Here is a 15,781-nt window from a genome sequence, read left to right on the forward strand (position 1 = left end):
CGCTTCGTGCAGCGCGACGCTACTTCAGCGACAACGTTTCTTCGTATAGCAATGCTTCTATCTTCTCTTTACTTAATGGTGGACTATAATAATATCCCTGAATTTGGTCGCAGCCATGAGCCTGGAGGAACTTGAGCTGTTCTTCCGTCTCAACCCCTTCGGCGAGCACCGTTAAGCCCAGTGACTTGCCAAGCTGAATAATGGATAGGAGCAGAGCTGTATCCCTTGGATCTTCTGGTGTCTGTGTGATGAAGGTCCGATCGATCTTGAGCACCTGGAGAGGAAGTTCTTTTAAGTAATAGATCGAAGAATAACCTGTACCGAAGTCATCGATGGATAGTGAAATTCCCCGCTCCTTCAGGTAGTCCAGCTTATTCTTAATAATTACCGGATCGTTCAGAATGGACTCAGTAACTTCCAGCTCGAGGTACTGCGGGTCTAATCCGGTCTGCTCTAGCGCCGCCTCTATGATATGTACGAATCTAGGATGCCGAAATTGAATCGCCGAGACATTAACAGAGATCGGCAACTTCGGATAGCCAGCTTCCTGCCAGGCCTTATTCGTCCGACAGGCTTCACGCAGTACCCATTCTCCAAGCTGTACAATAAATCCAGTATCTTCAGCAACAGGAATGAAGGTAGAGGGTAATATTCGTCCGTGATCGGGGTCGTTCCAACGAATAAGAGCCTCATAGCCGGTCAAGACCAGGCTGGATGAATCGACTTTGGGCTGGTAATATAACTCAAATTCACCATTCTCCAAGGCATGCGGCAATTTCTTCTCGATTTGAACTCTTTCCAGCAGCTTATCCATTAAGTAATAATCAAAGTAGTGCGGTTCCTGTACAGAGGCTAGCTTCGCTTCCTTCATCGCCAATTCCGCATGCTTCAACAACTGGGTTACATCGGTTCCGTCATCCGGAAAAATGCTGATTCCCATGCCGAATCCAACATGAATTTTCTCCCCATTGACGAGATAGGAATGTCTAAGCGCCTCGCATAATTCGCAGGCCATTTTATGTATTTGCAACGGATCAGACAGGCTGGATAACAGAATGATGAACTCATCGGCGAAGCTGCGGCAAATCGGTGTTCCTTCCGGGAAGGTAGCACGCATGCGATCTCCGACTCCCTTCAACAGTTCATTGCCAGCACGCTCTCCATAGCTCTCATTAATATATCGGAAGCGATTCAGGTTTACTCTAAGCACGGCCGCTGTCTTCTGCTCGTCATTCGTTTGCTCTAAGCTGGCTTTCATCACTGTACTGAATCGGCTCATGGTCAACAGATCTGTGACAGAGTCAAAATACGTGAGTTGACGTATCCTCTGTTTGGAGGCGTTACGATCTTCGATTTCTTCCGTTACATCAAACTGTAAGCCGATAAAATAGATCAATTCTCCGTCGGGATTCAGGATCGGGCTAATAATGAACTGATTCCAGAACGTGGAACCGTCTTTGCGGTAATTCTTAATCGTCACCGTATCCGCCCGGCCTTCCTTGATCGCTTGCCTGATCACTCCTAGATGACGTTTGTCCGTCTCTTCCCCCTGTAGAAAGCGGGAATTGCGCATGAGTACTTCTTCGCGCTTATATCCAGTAATCTTCTCGAATCCCTGGTTGACATATACTAAGGGATTGTCCTTAAGCCTAGGGTCCGTAATAGCTATCCCAACACCCATCATATCGATGGATCGGAGCAGGGCCGAGGAATTGATAATTGACTCAATATGCATATAATCTGACGCTTGGTCCATACTAATACCCCCTAACAGACCGTAATGAAATAAGTATGAAGAACCAATTTCATAGTATGAAGCGCGTTGCTCAAATCATCAGGCTTGTGTTGAAATTGACTCTTTCGGACGATGTTCGGTTGGGAGCACCTCTCTTCCACATCATACATGCTGCACAGAAAGGGAATCAATGGTAAAGCTCATCATTCCCCAGCGAAATTATGTATTGTCTAAGATGATATTACCATATTCGGAGCAATACGTAGTTCGATTGTTCTGAACAGTTTGTAAATGTAGTAGATAAGTATTAGTTCTCAGGCGAACACAAAGAAGCGATTTCGCGCATTCAGCAAGAAATCGCATACCACTCTTATTATTCTCCGTTACCCGAATGCTCCTGAGGTGTGAACCGCTCACTCTCTACAAACATCTTGCCTCGGTACTCAAAAGGAGATATGCCCTCTAATTCCTTAAACACTCGTGAAAAGTGCCTCGTATTTTCAAATCCGACCGCTTCACTGATCTCTGCTATCTTCAGCGATCCTTTTCGGATTAATTCCTTCGCCTTGCGAATGCGCACCTTCTTCAAGTAAGTTACGAAGCTTTCCCCGGTAAAAGTTTTGAACGCTTCGCTAAAATAGGAATAATTCAGAGACACGTGATTGCTTACCATCGCCATATTCAGCGGACGATGATAATTTTCTTCTATAAAAGCCACAGCTTCCTTCATATCCCCGTGCTCGGTATGAGCCGATCGGATCTCCTTGATGTATTTGTCCAGACTAGACAGAAGCTGCTCCAACGATCTGAAATAATTGTGGAAATGGTCGAAATTGGAGAGATCGCCAACCTTGCGATACAACTTGATCACTTCTACAGATGCTTCACCGTATATTCGGAATACCTCATCAAGGACCTGTTCATTGATTTGCTTACTGACAGCCTCCAGATAATCAGTATCAATTCCTGCCAACTGATCAATCCGAAAAATATGATGCAAGAGGGGGCCGATCTCTTTCTCCCGGCCTGTACCCAGAATATTACCCAGCTTGCGGATATCTTCCATAGGTATAGCGTAGAAATGCCGATCCTTCGGCAGCTCTGTATACCAGATCAGACGAGTCTTGGGATATATAAAGGAGTAATTCAGAGACTCGCTTGCTTGTCTGTAGCATTTGGCGAGATCCTCCAATCGATTTCCCTCTTCACTGACACCGATCATTAACCCATTAAGCCCTTTGCTGCTGGCCAAAAGCGACATGTCTGCAAATTTCTGCTGCGGTCCTCCTACGAGCACAACTCTTCCTTCACGGTCCAGTAGAGAGGCGTTTAGCTTGCCCTCTACACTTCCAAATAGATCCTCGGCGAGGGACTTCAATCCTTCCTTCTTGATCCGGCTGCCGTCTTCGTATTTATAGGTTAGCACAGCGACCGAGAAGGGCAGGGAATACTGTTCAAAGTCGATCTCTTTGCTCCACAACCGGATCTCATCCTCCGACAAATCCCGCTGCATCAACAAATCCTGCAAGCGTCCCAATTGAACCTGCAGCCGATAGCCCTCAGTAATGGCCATCTGCTCGGCAATGAGAGAGCGTCTTGCCAGTTGATCGTTACATTTGCGCAGCGCGGTGAACAATTCATCTCTGTGGATCGGTTTGAGCAGGTAATCGATTGCTTGATACCTGATCGCTGCTTTGGCATACTCAAAATCCTCATACCCGCTCAAAATAATGATTAGCGGCCGTTCATCTTGACTCGCTGGCAGAGGCTCTTTCGATAATTTCTCAATCAAAGAGATTCCATCCATAACAGGCATCCGGATATCAGTAATAATAATCTCGGCGCCATGATCCCGATATAGCTCGAGCGCCTCAGCACCCTGAGTAGCCGTAAACAATGCAAACTGGTCGGGAAATTCGCGCTCAATCATCGTTTTCAGGCCCAGACGGATATTTTTCTCATCATCGACGATTATCAAATTTGTCATTCATGCCTACCCTCCCTGTTAGCAGTACCTTTGGCAAGGACATCACAACCGTTGTAAACTGACCTTGTTCACTGAATACTCTAAGGCCGTATTCGTTGCCGTAATATAACCGTATACGCTCCTGTACATTTCGAAGGCCAATTCCATTACGATTCGCCTCTGGTCCGGAACTGCGGAAAAGTTTATCATTCATCCCTATAGACTGCAATTCCTGATTTAAGACGGACAAATCCTCCGCGTGCATTCCTATGCCATTGTCCGTGACTATGATCTGCACGTCGTGATTCTGCCAATCAAGCACTTGAATCAAAATTTGTTTATCGGACCCTTCTCCGATCCAAGCATGCTTTACGGCGTTTTCGACAATCGGCTGAAGGGACATCTTGAGCATTTCCAGCTCCAGGGCCTCTTCAGGAATATCGAGCTTAAGAAGAATCGGTTCGTCAAATCGGATGTTCATCACTTTCGTGTAATTCTCGATATGCCGAATTTCATCGCGCAGCTTCGCATACTCTCCAGACCATTTAAAGTTATATCGCATCATTCCCCCAAGGGAAGTTAACGAGTCAGAAATCGTTCGTTGATTCTCAATTTCGGCTAACATTTTTATGTTTTCCAATGTATTAAATAGAAAGTGGGCGTCAATTTGATTATGAAGCGAGCGCAGCTCCGCTTCCTTCGTTAGCGCTTGCTTGTATACCGCTTGAGCCACCAATGTATTAATCGTATTCATCAGCTTGGAGAAATGATGTGCGAGCTCTCCGACTTCGCCACCGCCGCGAATAGAGATTCCACTGTAGGCCTCTCCTCGCCGGACCTTTTTCATCTCCTCCGTTAATAGACGGAGATTTTTCAGAATAAAGGCATTCAGGATATAAGTGATCAGGGTGACCAGCGTGATAAACACGATATTGGCCCCAATGAGGAGATTGCGTGTACGGGATATATCCTGGATCACTCCCTCCATAGATACCATATTGATCAGATTGGCATTAATTCGTTCAATTCGCAGATGCAATAGTAGAAACTGTTTTCCGTTCTCCTTATAACGAATATCCCATTCTCCCGTATCCTTATAACGCTGAAGGCGCTCCTTAATCATACTTTCCATTTCCGGGTTAGCTTTCAGAAAGGAGTCCTTCTCCCGTGTGAATGTCTGTGCTTCGCTGTCCACAAGCAGCATCTGCGACTTGCTGTCCTGCATGACCGAATAAGTCCTCGGACTGAAGTTCTCCAGCAACATGTCAACCTGAACCATACCGACATGATGGCCCGCAGGAATGCTTAATTCACGAAGCAGCGACACCTTCGGTGTAAGTGCTGGCGTTTGCCCTATGTACCGTTCCATCAGATCCGGATCATTGTATTGGAAAGACCAGGACTCCAAGCCCTTCATCTGCAAGGCCTTCTTATACCACAATTCATCGGCTACACGGTATTCGCGGAAGAAGATCGGCCAAATCTCCACAATATCACTACTGGAGAATAGGCGAAGATGTGCCACGTTGGGATTGTAATACTGAATGCGTGTCAGATTCTTGAAGCTATAGTTGTTGAAGTTGACCAGTTCATCGGGATCCGGATCGCTGGTATTAGCCAGATAATCCCTTACATCCGGATCGTCATAAGCAACCTGAGCAGCCCGAACCATGGATTCAATTTGCGTATCGATATGCAATTGCTCCATTTCCAGCAAGGAAATGTTCTTGTCTTGAGCATCGCGCAAATACATGTTGTTGATCGCTTTATAAGAATAGAAGGACACCAACAGGCAGGGCCCTAAAATGATAAAAATATAAGCGGCGACCAGGCGGCTCTGCAGCGAGCGGCGCCCGATCCAATACATCAATGAATCCCAAATCGCTCGCAAGCGCTTCCCCCTTATCATAGCTAGCGACTCCTTTATAGAGACCCAAAAGCCCGCAGTAAGCGGGCGTTTTGGACAGGGCTATATTTACATGCCAAGTTTCTTCTTATTCTCTTCGTATTTTGCCTGTTTGTAGGCTTGCAGTTTGGCATATCCAAGGTCTTCTTGTTTTTTAATGTAATCATCCCAAATTTTATCGAATTCGGTTTCGGAAGAGGCCATCAACAGCTTAGGCAGCGTCTTGCCGCGCAGATCCTTAATCTTGGTGTTGATAATGCCTTCTTCCGAGTTGGCAAGCGGGTCAAGCTCATCGAACTCAGAGAAGCTCTTCGCTTTGCCGCGAGTCCAGTCTTCCAATTGTTTGTAAGGTTCAACAGATTCAGGTGTCCATTGCTGGGTAATATTCGTATTTTGCAGCATCCAGAAGGTGAAGGAGGAGCCGTATTGCTTATCGAAGGCGGCACGGTCCTTGTTCATCAGGTCAAATGCTTCAGGCAGGAATTGGTCCTTCCCGTCAATTGTATCATAGCTGACGCCTTTTTCACCAAGGTAAAGGTCTTTCTGGCCTTCCTCACTGTTCAGATAGCTAAGGAATCTAATGGCGCGTGCTTTGTCCTTTACATCCTTGGAGATTAGGGTCAAAGTCCAACCGGAAATGCTTGGGCCGTTCAGAGTCGGCGCGTCCAGGTTAGCATTCGCAGGACCGTCAACGGCAATATAGATTTTGTTAGGATCTTGCTGGAACAAGGTGCCGAGCTGGGCCGCAAAGTCTGTACGCTGGTACAGCATCGCGAAGTAACGGCCTTGGGCGATTTTTTCTTCCATTTGTGCGCGTTTGTCGATAAAGATATCTTTTGCGAGCAAGCCGTCCTCGTTAGCTTGGCGCAGCACCTTCATCCATTTGATGTATTCCGGATCTCTTTCGCGCTCATAGAGTTGTCCGTCTTTTTCCCTTGGAATCGCCAGGTAGTTCTGAATATAGCCTTCCAGGGAGTCATTTCCAGTCTGAACGAACTCATGCAGTCCTAACGGAATCATCGGTTGCCCATCGATTTCCGGGAACTTCTCCTTAGCAGCCTTCAGAGCTGCTAGGAACCCTTCCGGAGTACGCATGTCTGGGCTGCCGATCGCTTCATAAATATCCTTGCGGACTACAAAGGTTTGGTTGGATACATAGGTATCGCCAAATTGCTGGTAGTCTTTAGGGGATGAGGAAGAGTTCGGATAACCGTACACGTTGCCATCTTCTTGTGTGTACCAGCCCAGCTTGTCAGGGTCGGATACTTTGAAGAAGTAAGGGTCGTATTGTTCTGCCAATTCGTTGAGCGGAAGTACGAGCCCGCCTTCGATCATCTTCTTCACGCCATCTTCCCACCAGCCAAGCGTAATGAAATCAGGCAGCTTGCCGGAAGCGATCAGCGTATTCAACTTTTCGTTCTCGTTACCAGCAGGAACGATGAAGTTAATATCAACGCCCGTCTTTTTAGTGACATATTGGGAAGTTGGGTCAACCCCCCATTTATTAGGGAACCAGGCAAAGTTCAAATACCAGTCAAACGTAATCGGAGATGTGTCTGACTTCCAACCTGGCTCGTCTGCGGATGGAGCTGGTTTGTCAGACGTTGAAGATGTGTTCGCTGGAGTATTGTTAGCGTTTTCTTTTTTGGCAGTATTATTTCCTTTACCGGAACAAGCCGCCAAGGACAGAACCATGATACATGCCATTAGAAGCATTATCACTTTTTTGGACTTTCTTTTCATGCCCATGCTTTTTAACCCCTTTTCTTAATTTGATTAGTGCTATATTGTACAACTCCAAAGCCGCCGTTAAGCGGCCTGGAGGAGTTACTGTAAGTGAGGCCTTATCCCTTGATGGAGCCAATCATCATTCCCTTGACGAAGTAGCGCTGCAGGAACGGGTAAGCGAATACGATGGGAAGCGTAGTTACGACCATGGTTGCCAGCTTCACCGATTGCGAGGTGACCGTCTTGGTTACGGCGCTTCCTTGCAAGGCGGTAGTCATAATATTCGAGCTGGACTGAGCGACTACCCGGTAAAGGAAGGTCTGGATCGGTTGCAGCGACTCTTTATTGATGTAGATAATCCCGGCAAAATAGTCATTCCATTGGTATACCCCGTGGAACAAGGCAATGGTGGCGATAACAGGCATCGATACTGGAAGTACAATTCTCAGTAGAATCGTCCAATCGTTGGCTCCGTCGATCCGGGCTGCCTCATCCAGTCCGTCGGGAATTTCCCGGAAGAAGGTCATAAAGATGATGAGGTCAAAGAAGCTGAACAGCACCGGAATAATGAAGACTGCAAATGTATCAAGCATATGCAAATCGCGAATCAGTAAATAAGTTGGAATGAGACCCCCGGAGAAGATCATCGTGATCGTTCCTAGAAAGATATAGAACCTTCCAAAAATCAACTCTCTGCGTGAGAATGCGTAAGCTACCATGGCGGTGAAGAAGACGTGAGCTCCCACACCTACGAGAGTCTTGGCAACGGTGAGCAGCATGGCCGTCGTAATACCAGGATTGTCGAATACTGCCTTGAAGTTCTCCAGGCTGAATACCCGCGGCCACCAGTAGATGCCGCCCAGCATGGCGTCCTTGCCGTCGTTGAACGCATTGATCAGGACATACCAGATCGGATACAGGGTAACGAAGCAGATTAGCAGCATCCCTAGATTATTAATAATATCAAAAACGGCTTCGCCTATGGTTTTACGTTTTATGAAAGACATGTGCAGTTCCTCCTTGGCCTAAAACAACGAAGTATCGTTGAGTTTTTTGGATACTTGGTTCGCAATCAGCAGCAGCGTGAGCGCAATAACGGATTTGAACAATCCGATCGCCGCAGAGAACGAGTAACGGCCTTGGGAAATCCCTGTATAGTAGACATAGTAATCGATAACATTACTTGCGCTGTCATTCAGAGAGTTGCGCAATACGAGAATCTGGTCAAAGTTGGAGTTGAGAACACCACTGACTGCTAATATAAACAGGATACTGATCGTGCCTTTGATCGCTGGAAGTGTGACATACCACATCTTCTGGAAGCGTCCGGCACCGTCAATGGTTGCCGCTTCATACATTTCAGGCGAAATCCCTGTGATCGCTGCCAGATAAATGATCGCTGACCAACCAAGCTCCTTCCAAATATCCGATGTAATGACAATCGTCCAGAAATATTTCGGTTCAGCCAGGTAGGAAATTGGCTGATCTATCAAATGCAAGGCCATAAGTATATCGTTAATGATTCCAACATCCGACAGCCAAGTGGCCAGGATTCCACCGAGTACAACCCAGGATAGGAAGTGGGGAAGATACGAAATGGTCTGGATTGCCCGCTTGAATCGCAGGTTCCGAACCTCATTCAGGAAAAGCGCGAATATAATCGGAAGCGGGAAGGTCAGCAATTTGAGCAAGCTGATCCCCAAAGTGTTCTTCATCACGTAGCCAAAGTTCTCATCCGACAAGAACTCCTTGAAGTGCTCCAGTCCGACCCAGGGGGCTTCGGAGATCGTTCTGATAATGTCATAGTCCTTAAATGCGATAATAACGCCATACATAGGGATGTAGTTGAAAATGATCATCCATGCGATTCCGAGCAAAGCCATAATTTGAATATGTCTTTGAGATACAAGTTTCTTCAGCCATTTCTGCCTTGCAGTTGGTGGTGATATATTCGAATCTATCATGGCTGTGGGCGGTGTAGACTTTTGCATTTCCATAGTAACCTCCAAGTTATGCAGTATCTTGTTTGAAAGCACTTTCGCTGAACATACTTTCATTGTAATTGGATAATGGAGCGAGGATAATGCTTCAGATTTCGTATTGATGTACTCATTTTTCGGTTAGGGACAAAAGTTGTGAAAAGAAAGGTCCGCTTTATTTGTGATATATTTCATTTTTTTGGCAATCGATATGGTGGTAACATGCTCACAACATACAACAGTACAGCGAATCAGGGAGAGACCCTATGCCTTAAGGCGGGGGAAGAAATATACTGGATAGGGAAAGAGGCCTCGGGAATTTAAGTTTCCGAGGCCTCTTTTGTAATAAGTGGAGGTTTAGGGCAGCATACTGTTGGCTCGCTGGATAATCGAAGATATTTTTAACTCGTGATTATAAATGTTTTGCTTCTTTGTATTGATTTGGCTGGATAGAGTAAGCAGTCTGGCCAGAGTATCCGTCGCCCGATCAGCGTCATTCTTCTTCACTGCAGCTTTGAAGTTGGACCATTCGGTGGTTAGCTGTTTGTTGGGGGTGGAGATAGCACTTTTCTCGGCCTTGATCTTCGTCTTGACGGCATCGATTTCCGATAGGACACTGCGGATTTGCTTCTGTTTCTTCGTTCTTTCTGATTTGGCGGTCTTCAGAGCGGCCTCCTTCGATTTGAGGTCCTGCTTGGTGATATCGACTACCAACTTCATTCCTTCGGCTTGTGACTTCAATACCTTGTAAAGAGATTTGTCCTTCAATTTATTGGCGGCGGCTACCTGTTTATTGAATGAAGTATACGAGGTATATAGAGGCTGGTATTTCGATTTGGTTGTCTTGACCTGCTCCTCCAGCTTGCTGATCTTGCTTGCATCGATATTGCTGATGGCCTTGCGTGCCGCGGATGCCTTGCTCTCATTGTCATAATGCAGGGCTGATGTCCGGTCATCCAGACTTAATATCTGCGTCCGGCTGCTCTTGAAGTCTGAGTATTGCTTGCGGAGCTTGGCCCCGTTCTTGCCAGCCTTATCCGCAGTTGCGTCGAGTTGAGCGTTGATCGAATCGGTGAACTCGATGGCGGCAGCGGATGCCTGACCCGGAGGGGATAAGGCGGTGATTCCCGCAGCAATGAGGATGATGAACGCCAGTACAGTTATGCCAGTCCTAAGATGATTTACCATAGAGCATCTCTCCTTAATCAGATTGTGCCGCAATACGAATCATAATCATCTTTACACATACACGCCAAAAAGCACCCGCAGGCCAGGCTCGTGAAGAGCCAAGCTTACGGGTGCTTCCATCGTAAGATTGTTCGTATTGCAGCTTCGTTCAATATACACATAAATGGGGTATTTTGTCAATTGAGGCCTTTGTTTCTGGAAAGTGAATAAATGGTTCACAGAATCGTAATACTTGTCTTGACTTTGTCCAGAAATCATGGAAAATGAGGGAAATAATATACTTGGAGGGTTTATGGAGACAGAATCGCTATTGAAGGTTGAAGAGCTGGCCTTGAAGAAGTATAAGATCTTCCGGCAGAGCCAACTGCGCTACATTGCGAGGGCTATGCTGGCGAGCATGTTCATCGGATTCGGGGTAATAGTTGCTTTTAAAACCGGAAACTTCTTCTATATGGAGAATTCCCCGTTCACTTATCCGATGGCGGCGATTACTTTCGGTGCGGCCATCATTTTGATCGCTTATGGCGGAGGAGATTTATTCACCGGCAATACGTTCTACTATACCTACGCGGCCCTGCGCAAGAAATTGCAATGGTCTGAGGTCGGGAAGCTATGGGTATTCAGTTATGTAGGAAATATTATGGGAGCGGCAGTGTTCGCCCTGCTTATTTTTCTGACAGGTCTATTTACGGATGCTTCAGTGAATAGCTTCCTGCTGAATGTGGTAGAGCATAAGATGAATACCTCGGCGATCGAGCTGTTCTTCCGGGCTATTCTATGTAACTGGCTCGTCTGTCTGGCCTTCTTCATTCCGATGTCGCTCAAGGGCGACGGAGCCAAGATGTTCGCAATGATGCTGTTCGTGTTCTGCTTCTTCATATCCGGTTACGAGCATAGTATTGCGAATATGTGTACCTTTGCGATTGCACTTGTGCTGAACCATCCAGGAACGATCTCCTACTATGGTGTCATTCACAACCTCGTTCCTGTAACAATCGGCAATTTGATCGGCGGCGTACTGCTGATGGGCTTTATGTATTATTTCGTGAACAAGCCTTTTCTGGATGCGGTAGAGAAGGGGAAGGATGAGTAGTAAATGGAAGTTAGGGCTGGTGACGGTGATGTCACCGGCCTTTTTATATCCACGTGGAACAGTTTATGAGTCGGCAGCATTACATAGCTTCTCCATATATTTGAACAGTGCATGGAACTTACCGCTATAGTCTTTCTTCCAGGGCTTTCTTTTACCGCAGAAATGCAAGAATACAGTATGGTCTATCACATGCTCCATATCCCACTCGCCATTGCTCGTAATCTTGTAATAGCGGTAGTATCTCGCATCATAATTGTACAGCTTCTCATCGATGCTCTTGATCCGTTTGGTATACAGCGCATTGATAATATCCTGATCCGGCATAATCAGTTTGGAGCGATTATTCTCAACGAAGTCGTAGATTTCTTCCTCGCTAATAAGCTTTCTTTGCAGCTTCAAATTCATCAGCAGTACTCCAGAATTATAATAAGCCTCGATTTTATAAGGGTTCAACCTCAGCTTGTTGATTTCTTTAATAGAGATAAGGTCATGAGAAGCAGCGGCATACAAATAATGCTCCAGATCGGTCTCGTAGAGCTCCCTGACGGAGTTAAGCACCAGAATATCAGGATCCAGATAGAGGATTCGCTCCATATGGTCCGGCAGGAAGCGGAAGGCGAGCAGGCGGTAATACATCTCCTTGGTGTAATGAAGCAGGGTAGGGGCTTCGGCGAAGCTTTGGTCGTCGACTTCAATCTCCTCTAGCAGACTGCCGTTCCCTTGCTCGGCGCATAATCGACGCAGCCCCTCGATCTCCTTGCGCTTTAAGCTTGAATGCATGACATAAACCGTAAACCGCTCACCCTTATTATTAAGGAATAAAGAGTAGAGCATCACTCGCAGGGGCTTCAAGTAGTTAGAGTTTAAGGTGACCAGAATATTTAGCGGTTCAGACATGTGGACATGCTCCTTGTAAAGATATTTCCATTGAGTATTCAATGGGCTATGCCTCTATTGTATGAATAATGGGAGCAAACGAAAAGGTCCATTGGGGATTACGCCCCAGTGGACCGGAATTCTAAATAGTATAGCAGATCAAGGGAGCATTCCTTAGCGGAGAATCTTATATTACTTGCTAGGGATTCAATGCGGCCTCCGTGATGCTTACGTCCGGGTCTGCCAGAAATGCAGTGATCGGCAGGGAGGCAGCTCCCAACGCGGTGGAGCGGATACCTAATTTGGCGAAGTCGACATGGGTCTGCTTGCGATGATAGGACAGGCTGCGCTTGCCCAGTGTGCTTAACATCGCTTGCCGCAAATAGTCGCCGGCTAGTGAGAGTCGGTTGCCAATCACAATTAACTCGGGATTAAGTATATTCACCAGATTAGCAAGGCCAACACCGAGCTGCGAACCAATCTGTTCAAGCAGATTAAGCACTTTCTCATTACCTTGCTTAGCCTCCTTCAGAATGTCCTCCAGACTCGGAGCATGATCCTTCCACAGCGTCCCTGCTTGATCAAGCAAGGCTTTCTCGGAAGCAAGTGTCTCCCAGCATCCTCGATTCCCGCAACGACATAATGGCCCATTCTCGGCAACGGTCATATGGCCGACCTCGCCCGAGAAGTTGGAGGTACCGCGGTATAGATCCCCGCCTACGATGATGCCCGATCCGATCCCGATTCCGATGCTCAGATAGATCAGGTCCTTCGAGTCTCGGCCTGCTCCGTACAATTTCTCACCGATTGCTCCGGCGTTTGCTTCATTATCAATATGAATATTAGACCCGAATTCAGCGCTCAGAGCTTCATATAGATCGACATTATCCCAGCCGAGATTAGGAGCAGAGATGACCTGGCTCTTCTCGTCGACTAGGCCAGGTACGCCAATGCCGATGCCAACAACCCCGTAAGGAGATGCAGGCAGTCTTCTCATCAACCCGCGAATCGTCTTGCGAATTTGGTCAAGCACTTTGCCCGGAGAGTAGTCTTCCAGTGGGACCGTCTTCTCCCGGATTACGTTGCCTTCCATATCTACGAGGACAGCCAGCAGATCATTAACGCGGATATCCACACCGATAGCAAAACCTGCGCTGCGATTGAACAAGAGCAGAGTAGGTTTGCGGCCTCCGCTAGATTCGCCCGGTCCGATCTCAGAGACAAGCTGGCTCTCGATCAGTTCGGACACTAGCGAAGAGACCGTAGCTTTATTCAGCCCGATCACTGATGAGATATCCGCTCTTGATAGCGGCTGCTGCTGTCTGATCGTATTCAGGACGATCGTCTTGTTCATCTTCTTGATTAACTGCTGGTCGCCCGTAATTTTCATCATTAATCCTCCAGAAATTATTGAACATAGTACTATAATAACACAAGGCGGGAAATAAAAATAAACAACTTAGTTAGTTTGATAAACAAATTAACCTTATTTAGATTTACCGTAACGAAGGTGTCGCAAATCTTAGATCATGCACAATAATCTCAGTAAAATTGCGTGTTCAGGATTCGATGTCGAAATACTTCTTGATTCACTTCGTCTTAGATATAGAATTTATACGTTATCTTGCTACGCTGATGAAATTCTATATCGCAAGAAAACCTACATCTGGATCGCGGTAGCTCATCCTTGAATGACTTCGATCGGTTTTCTTATCAAAGCGGACTTATTGAACAACCTCTAAAAAAGGAGCTGACCAGGCGAGTAGACAAGCCACTCATTCAGTCAGCTCCTTATGGTATTGAATTACGCTTGAATATAGAAGATCAGTTCCTGGCCGTTCTTTACAGGCTCTTGCACAAGGGTATAGCCATGCTTGACGACCTCTTCCGGTACGTTCTTGAAGGCAGCCGGACAGTCTGCAATGACTTGCAATACCTGACCCTTCTTCATGTCCTGCAACGTTTCTAAAGAGTAGATTACAGGATATGGACAAGGTTCCCCTCTAAGATCCAATGTGAAATCGATGGTCATTTGTTTGCACCTCCTTTTTTGAAGCCAACGCCGAAGCGGTAATTTTTTTGCCAGTAACTCGCTACGATATAACCGATGGCAAGCAGTACGAGCGTGACGATCAGTGCCCAAGCCGGTCCCATAACGGAGATCAGATTGATTTTCGCCCCGCTCTTTACGAGCAGGTCGAATACGCCAAGATGATCCCAAGCATAGGCAAGGAAGGTAGCTCCGATGATGTTGCCGATGAATACGGGCAGGAAGATCACTTGTCCTTCCATTAAGCGGTACATCATGCCTGTCTCGCAGCCGCCGGCAAGCACGATCCCGATGCCGAACAAAAGGCCGCCGATGAATGTGCTTGGCGCAGCTATTTTCGTAATCGGATCGACGCCGTTCACGAGAATAACGATGAGCGTCAAGACAGAGCTGATCGCCATCCCAAGAATAATAGCCTTCGTCATCGTGGCGCGTCCGCTAATCCACAGATCGCGAAATGCAGAGGTGAAGCAGATTTGTCCTCTTTCAATCAGGATGCCGAAGGCAGCCCCGAAGATTGCCGCAACACCAAGCATTGTCTTGCCATTAAGGAAGAAATACACAATGAGTCCTGCGTAGACTAGCGCAACAAGCCCACCGATATATGGCTGAACCTTTCTCGGCTTGCGTACGGTGGGTGCCGCATTTCCTTTTTGCAGAATAGGCTTGCCCTTCCACCACCTCGTGCTGACGATCTTCACACCGACATACGTGCCGATGGCTGTAGCTGCCATGAAGATCCAGGCATGAAATGAGAATTGCGGTACGCCCGTGAAGAAGGCAGCCAGATTGCAGCCCAGCGCCAGTCTTGCACCCACGCCCGCAATAATTCCGCCAATCAGGCCCTGCACCAAGCGCCGCTTCTGCTTAGGCATGCGGATCTTGAAGTTGTTGCTGAACAGAATCATGATCAGCGCGCCGATGAACATGCCCCAGACAATCCATCCGTCCGTACGATCAAAGGTTGAGCCCTTCATCTGTATCAGGTCGAAGTAAGCCCAGTCGGAAATATCGACGCCGAAGAGTTGGAGAATATGTCCTCCAAAGCGAGTGAACTCGCCAGTAACGGCCCATACCGTATTGGTAATGCCGAAGTACAGAGCGCTGAGTACGCCTGCGATACCAATCGCGACATAAGGGCTCCAGTAGTTGGTGAACAGCTTCCGTAATGTTGTCATATCTTTCTTACCCCTTCAACCCATCATAGTAGAGTCCGTTGGAAGCCGCTGAGAAGCGGCTTTCTATACTCGACTGACTATC

Annotated in this window: 12 protein-coding genes; 1 reads left to right on the top strand and 11 read right to left on the bottom strand. The window is 47.0% G+C overall.

What is annotated here, in order from left to right; genetic code table 11:
- Window positions 1–19: 19 nt before the first annotated feature.
- The 7 genes from ABD014_RS20490 to ABD014_RS20520 all read right to left on the bottom strand — a co-directional run bounded on the left by ABD014_RS20490 (window position 20) and on the right by ABD014_RS20520 (window position 10,502).
- Window positions 20–1,756 (bottom strand): putative bifunctional diguanylate cyclase/phosphodiesterase, encoded by a 1,737-nt coding sequence (locus ABD014_RS20490; protein ID WP_343864325.1) that lies wholly within the window; start codon window positions 1,754–1,756, stop codon window positions 20–22.
- 352 nt (window positions 1,757–2,108) lie between these two features.
- Window positions 2,109–3,722, bottom strand: coding sequence for a response regulator (locus tag ABD014_RS20495; RefSeq protein WP_343864327.1), 1,614 nt, complete (start codon window positions 3,720–3,722; stop codon window positions 2,109–2,111).
- Entirely contained in the window at window positions 3,697–5,610 is a 1,914-nt protein-coding gene (locus ABD014_RS20500) for a cache domain-containing sensor histidine kinase (protein WP_343864329.1), read from the bottom strand. Before ABD014_RS20500 ends, ABD014_RS20495 begins: the two co-directional genes overlap by 26 nt.
- A 66-nt stretch (window positions 5,611–5,676) precedes the next feature.
- Window positions 5,677–7,356, bottom strand: a complete 1,680-nt coding sequence (locus ABD014_RS20505; protein WP_343864331.1) for a type 2 periplasmic-binding domain-containing protein — start codon at window positions 7,354–7,356, stop codon at window positions 5,677–5,679.
- Window positions 7,357–7,451: 95 nt separating this feature from the next.
- Window positions 7,452–8,342: a carbohydrate ABC transporter permease gene (locus ABD014_RS20510; RefSeq protein WP_343864333.1), complete on the bottom strand. Its 891-nt coding sequence runs from the start codon at window positions 8,340–8,342 to the stop codon at window positions 7,452–7,454.
- An 18-nt stretch (window positions 8,343–8,360) separates the two neighbouring features.
- Window positions 8,361–9,299 carry an ABC transporter permease gene (locus tag ABD014_RS20515; protein ID WP_343864539.1) on the bottom strand — a complete coding sequence of 313 codons (939 nt, stop codon included), beginning with the start codon at window positions 9,297–9,299 and terminating at the stop codon, window positions 8,361–8,363.
- 372 nt (window positions 9,300–9,671) lie between these two features.
- A complete protein-coding gene (locus ABD014_RS20520; protein ID WP_343864335.1) occupies window positions 9,672–10,502 on the bottom strand; it encodes a hypothetical protein in 831 nt (276 codons plus the stop codon).
- A 292-nt stretch (window positions 10,503–10,794) separates the two neighbouring features.
- On the opposite strand from ABD014_RS20520, the gene ABD014_RS20525 reads away from it, so the two are divergent.
- Window positions 10,795–11,595, top strand: coding sequence for a formate/nitrite transporter family protein (locus ABD014_RS20525; RefSeq protein ID WP_343864337.1), 801 nt, complete (start codon window positions 10,795–10,797; stop codon window positions 11,593–11,595).
- A 63-nt stretch (window positions 11,596–11,658) separates the two neighbouring features.
- Here ABD014_RS20525 and ABD014_RS20530 read toward each other — a convergent pair whose 3' ends face one another.
- The 4 genes from ABD014_RS20530 to yedE form a co-directional block, all read right to left on the bottom strand.
- Complete coding sequence (locus tag ABD014_RS20530; RefSeq protein ID WP_343864339.1) at window positions 11,659–12,492, bottom strand: glycosyltransferase family 8 protein; 834 nt, start codon at window positions 12,490–12,492, stop codon at window positions 11,659–11,661.
- 178 nt (window positions 12,493–12,670) lie between these two features.
- On the bottom strand, window positions 12,671–13,861 hold the full coding sequence (locus ABD014_RS20535) for an ROK family protein (RefSeq protein ID WP_343864541.1): 1,191 nt from the start codon (window positions 13,859–13,861) through the stop codon (window positions 12,671–12,673).
- Between the two features lie 414 nt (window positions 13,862–14,275).
- Window positions 14,276–14,503 carry a sulfurtransferase-like selenium metabolism protein YedF gene (yedF, locus tag ABD014_RS20540; protein ID WP_068779406.1) on the bottom strand — a complete coding sequence of 76 codons (228 nt, stop codon included), beginning with the start codon at window positions 14,501–14,503 and terminating at the stop codon, window positions 14,276–14,278.
- Window positions 14,500–15,699, bottom strand: coding sequence for a selenium metabolism membrane protein YedE/FdhT (yedE, locus tag ABD014_RS20545; protein ID WP_343864343.1), 1,200 nt, complete (start codon window positions 15,697–15,699; stop codon window positions 14,500–14,502). Before yedE ends, yedF begins: the two co-directional genes overlap by 4 nt.
- Window positions 15,700–15,781: the final 82 nt, after the last annotated feature.

Origin of the sequence: Paenibacillus motobuensis (genome assembly GCF_039521865.1) — a bacterium.
Taxonomy (GTDB): domain Bacteria; phylum Bacillota; class Bacilli; order Paenibacillales; family Paenibacillaceae; genus Fontibacillus; species Fontibacillus motobuensis.